Origin of the sequence: Dapis hubbardiae BLCC-M172, from assembly GCF_050016015.1 — a bacterium.
GTDB lineage: Bacteria > Cyanobacteriota > Cyanobacteriia > Cyanobacteriales > Microcoleaceae > Trichodesmium.
This window is the reverse complement of record NZ_JBNHEQ010000101.1, coordinates 4,264-10,400: the sequence shown is the minus strand read 5'-3', so window position 1 is coordinate 10,400 and position 6,137 is coordinate 4,264. Positions and strand designations below refer to the sequence as shown.

4 protein-coding genes are annotated in these 6,137 nt (G+C 36.9%); all 4 read right to left on the bottom strand.

From position 1 onward, the window contains the following. Positions 1–123: 123 nt before the first annotated feature. The 4 genes from ACP6PK_RS09665 to ACP6PK_RS09650 all read right to left on the bottom strand — a co-directional run bounded on the left by ACP6PK_RS09665 (position 124) and on the right by ACP6PK_RS09650 (position 5,753). On the bottom strand, positions 124–2,616 hold the full coding sequence (locus ACP6PK_RS09665; protein WP_426559418.1) for a GUN4 domain-containing protein: 2,493 nt from the start codon (positions 2,614–2,616) through the stop codon (positions 124–126). Between the two features lie 359 nt (positions 2,617–2,975). After that, a complete protein-coding gene (locus tag ACP6PK_RS09660; protein WP_426559417.1) occupies positions 2,976–3,368 on the bottom strand; it encodes an RNA-guided endonuclease InsQ/TnpB family protein in 393 nt (130 codons plus the stop codon). After that, positions 3,343–4,251, bottom strand: coding sequence for an RNA-guided endonuclease InsQ/TnpB family protein (locus tag ACP6PK_RS09655; RefSeq protein WP_426559416.1), 909 nt, complete (start codon positions 4,249–4,251; stop codon positions 3,343–3,345). The genes ACP6PK_RS09660 and ACP6PK_RS09655 overlap by 26 nt, the downstream gene beginning before the upstream one ends. A gap of 317 nt (positions 4,252–4,568) precedes the next feature. After that, positions 4,569–5,753 (bottom strand): NAD(P)H-quinone oxidoreductase subunit H, encoded by a 1,185-nt coding sequence (locus ACP6PK_RS09650; protein WP_426559415.1) that lies wholly within the window; start codon positions 5,751–5,753, stop codon positions 4,569–4,571. Positions 5,754–6,137 lie beyond the last annotated feature (384 nt).

Sequence of the window (6,137 nt, the reverse complement as noted above, 5' to 3'; positions counted from 1 at the left end):
GTACAACTGACGGGGTAAATATTCTTTGCTTTTTTCCTATCTTTCGACCGATATTTCCTATTCTGTACGGACGTTGATCCAGCGTCTCTACTTACTCCCTACTCCCTACTCTCCTATTATTTTCTACTCGAAAATTTCACGGAAAACTTCTAAGTATTTTTCATAAACCTCAATCTTGAAGCAAACAATAATTACCTTTTCAATAGATTGACTTTCTAAGAAAATTTTCATCACTTCAGTTATAGCTATTCTTGCTGCTACTTCCACCGGAAAATGTAAAGCACCAGTAGCAATAGTAGGAAAGGCAATTGTTTTAATGGCATATTTTTCTGCTAAAGCTAAACTATTTCTATAACATCTTATTAGTATATTCTTATCTTCTAAATTTCCACTTTGCCATCTAGCTGGGACTGTATGAATAACCCACTTAGCAGATAAATTATAACCACTGGTAATTTTCGCTTCTCCATATTCACAAGTAATCAATTTTCGACAAGCTTCTTTAAGTTCTACTCCAGCAATTTTATGAATAGAATTAGATACCATTGAACCAGCAGAAAGAGCGCGGTCTGTAGAATTAACAATAGCATCAACTTCCTGTTTAGCAATATCACCTTGGATAATTTTAATTCTATTTTTTATTGAATTTTTCTTGATCTGCTCAAGATGGAATTTTTCTGAATGAAGTAGACAATTATTCACACGATTAAAAAAAGTTTCTCTCCATATTCCCACTCCAAATTTTTCCACTTTAAATTTCACGCACCATGAAACAGGTAAATGACCTATAGGTGCATTTAAACTAAAATTAAGTTCGCTATAATATTTTGCCTGACCTTCCACTTGCCATCCCAAAGCTTCACTAAAATTTTGCCAAATCATTTTGTAATATTTACGATTTTTACCGAACCTCTTCTCAATACTTTTTACCACATTAAAATAGATAGATTTTTGCACGCTAAAACCAAAACGACTCTGAGAATAATCTAGCCAAAGTTGATTAATTTTCTCTAGCTCCGAACAGGGAAAATTTTCTATATCAAAAAGAGTCAATTTTTCGTCTTTATTTTTGCCGACTACTTGCAACATTAAGGTTACAGTTTCTTTGTCAGCTTCTCGAAAATTTCCAGCTTCTAAAAAATCTCTCAGAGGAGAGTAGTCTATTTCTGTTTTGCCAGTAATATTAGGAGAAATATTTTTCGGTTCCTCAAGTCCGCAAGTTTGTATGCGAGATAAAAAAGCAATACCAAAATTTACCATTCCTCGCCCTACTCCACAGGGCAAATGTCCGACTGGTGCATTAATATTAAAATTCAAATCAAACCAAGATAAATAGTTTTCATTTACTCGCCATCCCACCTGTTCAACAAACTTCATATAAATTTTATAGTCAGCATCAGGTTTACCGCCTATATTCTGCCAAATTACTTTTTGAACGCTGAAACCAAACCTACCATTACTATATTTAATCCAAAGTTTATCGATAATACTTAAGTCTGTGCAGGGAAATTTTTCTATTTCTGCTTTTGCTCCCCATTCTCTCGTTTCTCGACCTAAAATTTTCATCATTATTTCTCTGGTTTCTGCATCTGCTTTTTGCCATTTTTGGGCAGCCAAAAAATTTTCTAGTTGCCTATAGTCAATTTCTGTTTGATTAAAAGAGCTAACCAAACTTTCAGATGTAAAATAATTTTCCAAAATTATTTTATTATCAGAATTTTCACTGAATAAAATTCTACTTTGAACTTCCTCTTCCTGAGCTAAGGGGGAGGTTGACTTTTGACTTTTAACTTCTTTGAAATAAGATAACCATTTTGCCACTGACTGCGGACGGTCTTCCGGATGAAATGCCATACCCTGAAAAATAATCTCTTGAAAACGATGGCTAATTTTCGGATTAAATTGTTGTGGTGGGTTAAGAGCTATTCTCGCTGCTCGTGCGGGTGCTGGAATGGGAACTTCAGCAGTGACTAAATAATAGAGAGTTGCTGCTAAAGAATAAATATCGGTAAATTCTCCTCGTTTTGCTTTTTCGGCATATTGTTCGATGGGCGAAAAGCCATTTGAACCTGCTATAGTCTGAGTCAAAGTAACGTCTGGAATAAATTCACGGGCAATGCCAAAATCAATCAAAACTGCTTGAGAATTATTGTTAATATTACGGACAATAATGTTCTGGGGTTTAACATCCCGATGTAATAAACCTTTGGCGTGAATTACTGTTAAAGCTTCTCCTATTTGCTGAATGTAAATTAATGCCTCATCTTCTGATAGTTTCCCTTTTTGTTTGACTAATTTTTCTAAGTTTTCTCCTGCTACATATTCCATGACAATGCAGGGATGTTTTCCCTCTGTAAAAACATTTTTTATCTGCACAATATTTGGATGTTGACAAAGAGCAAGTCGCAACGCTTCATCTCGAAAGTCTTGCTGATATTTTTCTAGGAAATTTGTGAGATTTTTGTCTTTAAATATCTCGTCTTTCAGAGTTTTAATAACTACTAGCTCTCCTTTGTTGGTTTTAGCAATATAAGTGATACTATAGCCACCTTTGCCTAATTCTTTTTGAATAATGTAGCGATCGCCGTAAAGTTTTTTTCCCGGTAGCCATGCCATAATTAAGTCGGAAGTAAAGGTCAGAAGTTGTTTTTATAAAGGGAATTTTAAGCAACCCTCCCAAAAACATTATTTCCGACTATTGCGTATAGAGCAATAATAATAATAATTTTATTCTATGAAGCACCCCAGCAGAGGAGATGAGTGGTGAAATTTTCTAACTATTGCTTAGAGAGCAATAATAAATTTATTTCCTGAAGCACCCCGCCAGAGGATACGATTCAGATAAGATCAAAACTCATAAGTTATCGATCTATAAACCCATGTACTGTCCTTCTTTCTTCTTTCTTCTTCCTTCTTCAAAAAAATAAAAAAGCCAAAAGCAGAAAATGAATAAATCTTTGTGACATACTCCCACACTATAGCGTCAGCTTGGTGTGAGCTTCTCGTTTCGCAGTCCCGGTATCCCGTCGGACTCCACGAGCTTTAAGAACGGAATGCCCTACCGCCCTATTTTTTATATTTATCGCCGCGTTTACATCACGGTCTATCACTGTACCGCAGTGCGGACAAGAATGAATTCTTTGGGATAATTTTTTCGGGACTTTTTCACCACAATTCGAGCAATCTTGGCTGGTATTTTTGGGGTTTACTGCTATAGTTTTCTGTCCAGCATTTGCCTCCTGCGGAGGAGCTGCGCTAACAGCTTTGACAGTTAAAATAGTTAGAAATTGACCCCATCCAGCATCATTAATTGATTTACTGAATCGAGTTTTAGTTAACCGTTTAATATTTAAGTTTGCCTCCGGCACGCCGCTCCGCGTCTACGTGGGCAATAACATCAGCTTTTGATAATAATTCATTGGCTGTTTTAAAATTAAAATCTTTACGTTTATCGGCAACCTTTTTATGTTGTTTGCCCACAGCCTTGACAGCTTTTAACCATCTGTTGCTGCCTTTTTTCTTTCGTGATAAACGTTTCTGTAGAGTTCTTAATCGCTTTTGAGATGAGCGATAGTATTGAGGGATTGGGACTGATTCTCCATTGCTTGTCACCAAGAAATCTTTTAATCCCATGTCAATGCCTAGCGTGTTTTCTGTTGTGAGTTTAACATCAGGGAAATAGGGAACTGATTTATCCTCCAAAGATAAGGTTACATAATACCCATCCGCTTTACGGCTAATTGTGACAGTTTTAATTTGAAAACCCTCTGGCAACGGCCGATGTTGAATCAACTTTACACTCCCAATTTTGGGAAGATCAATTCTTTGATTGACAATGCAATTGTGTTTGATTTGAGGATAAGTGAAACTACGATAACGGTTTTTTTTCTTAAATCTGGGTTTGCCTAATTTTTGCCCGTTTTTATCTGCTTTAAACCACCTATCAAAAGCTAGTTTTACCCGTTTAATGCAATCTTGCAATACTTGAGAATGAATTAACTTGTACTCAGGAAATTTATCTTTGGTATTTACCAAATCCTTTTTCTGAGAGTAATAATCTGGATTATCTGTAAGTTGAGGAATTGGTGTTATGAAAGGACTTGCATTAACTGGACAACGGTTTTCTTCGCACCATGAAAACCGCTCGCCCAACCGATAGTTGTACTGCCGACGCAACAATTCTAGCCACAACTCTATGGTGGCAATTTGGTCTTTGCTAGGTTTAAGCTTGTATTGATAGGCAGTCCGCATAACGGCAAATTTCCGTAATCGAAAAAAATAATAGCACAAGTTTTTTTTAAAGACCAAAACTTGAGGATAATATTTGTAAATTAATGGGACGTCGAGTCCCATTAATTTACCGCCTATTCATCTCACACCAAATCATAGATTATGGCGTGAGGCTTCTCGGCGATTTAGCTAACTTTTGGCTTTTCATAACATTTTCTTGATAAATATTCAGCTTTTTCTGGGTCATACTATCCAAACATAACTTTTAATTTTCCTTGGAGACTAATTCCTCCTTCCAAGATAATAAGTTAATAGCTGATAGCTGACTGCTGAATGCTTTACCTATCCACAGACCCCATAATAATGTCAATGCTACCCAAAATAGCCACAAGATCCGCCACTTTTGCACCCTGTAAAATATGAGGAAAAACCTGTAAATTCACAAAATCAGCAGCCCGAATCTTAAAACGCCAAGGAAAAATATTATTATCACCAATAATGTAAATTCCAATCTCTCCCTTACCACTTTCAATCCGAACATAATGCTCACCTTCAGGAATCTTAAAAGTTGGAGGAATTTTCTTACCTAAAAATTGGTAATCAAAACCATTCCACTCAGACTTAGGTCCCTCAGCCATCCGTTTCGCTTCCAGATTTTCGTAAGGTCCGCCAGGTAGTCCTTTTATAGCTTGACGAATAATCTTAACCGACTCCCGCATTTCTCGAATCCGCACCAGATATCGCGCCAAACAATCTCCATCTTTCTCCCAGTGAACATCCCAGTCAAAATCGTCGTAACATTCATAGTGGTCAACCTTCCGTAAATCCCACTTTACCCCAGAAGCTCGCAACATAGGTCCAGAAAGCCCCCAGTTAATCGCCTCTTCCCGACTAATTACACCTAATCCCATAATCCGACGACGGAAAATTGGGTTATTAGTAATCAGACGTTCATACTCATCAACTTTTGGTAGAAAATAATCACAAAAATCTTCGCACTTATCTACCCAACCGTAAGGCAAGTCGGCAGCTACCCCACCAATACGGAAATAATTATTATTCACCATCCGATAACCTGTGGCTGCTTCCCACAAGTCATAAATCATTTCCCGTTCCCGGAATATATAGAAGAAAGGAGTTTGGGCACCCACATCTGCCAAGAATGGGCCAAGCCATAACAAGTGATTTGCAATTCGGTTTAGTTCGAGCATGATTACCCGGATATAACTGGCCCTTTTAGGAACTTCGATATCTGCCAGTTGTTCGGGAGCATTTACTGTTACGGCCTCATTAAACATTCCCGCAGCATAATCCCAACGACTAACATAAGGGACAAACATTGTATTGGTGCGGTTTTCAGCAATTTTTTCCATGCCCCTGTGTAAGTAACCAATCACAGGTTCACAGTCAACTACATCTTCTCCATCTAATGTGACAATCAACCTTAACACCCCGTGCATTGAGGGATGATGAGGCCCCATGTTAATGACCATGGGTTCGGTTCTAGTTTGAATTTGACTCATATTGAATATTTTCCGATGACTTTAGATAATTATAGAAATACTAGGTAAGTAGAACCAGGTACAATATAATAGACTTCTTAAGAACTTAGATACAGAGAACTTGGATACAGGGTTCAAAAACTATAACGTTATAGATATGTAGTGTTTATTGCTCAAAAATACCTCAGTTCCCTTCTGATAGAATTCACAAATAGAAAATGAGAAATTGGTAAAATATTTTCCCGCAAAATCTACCAAAGATTTCTCACCTCAGACTGAGAGAAAAACACTAGATAGAGTGTTCAAAAACTATAACGTTATAGATACATAGTGTTTATTGCTCAAAAATCCCTCAGTTCCCTTCTGATAGAATTCACAAATAGAAAATGAGAAATTGGTAAAATA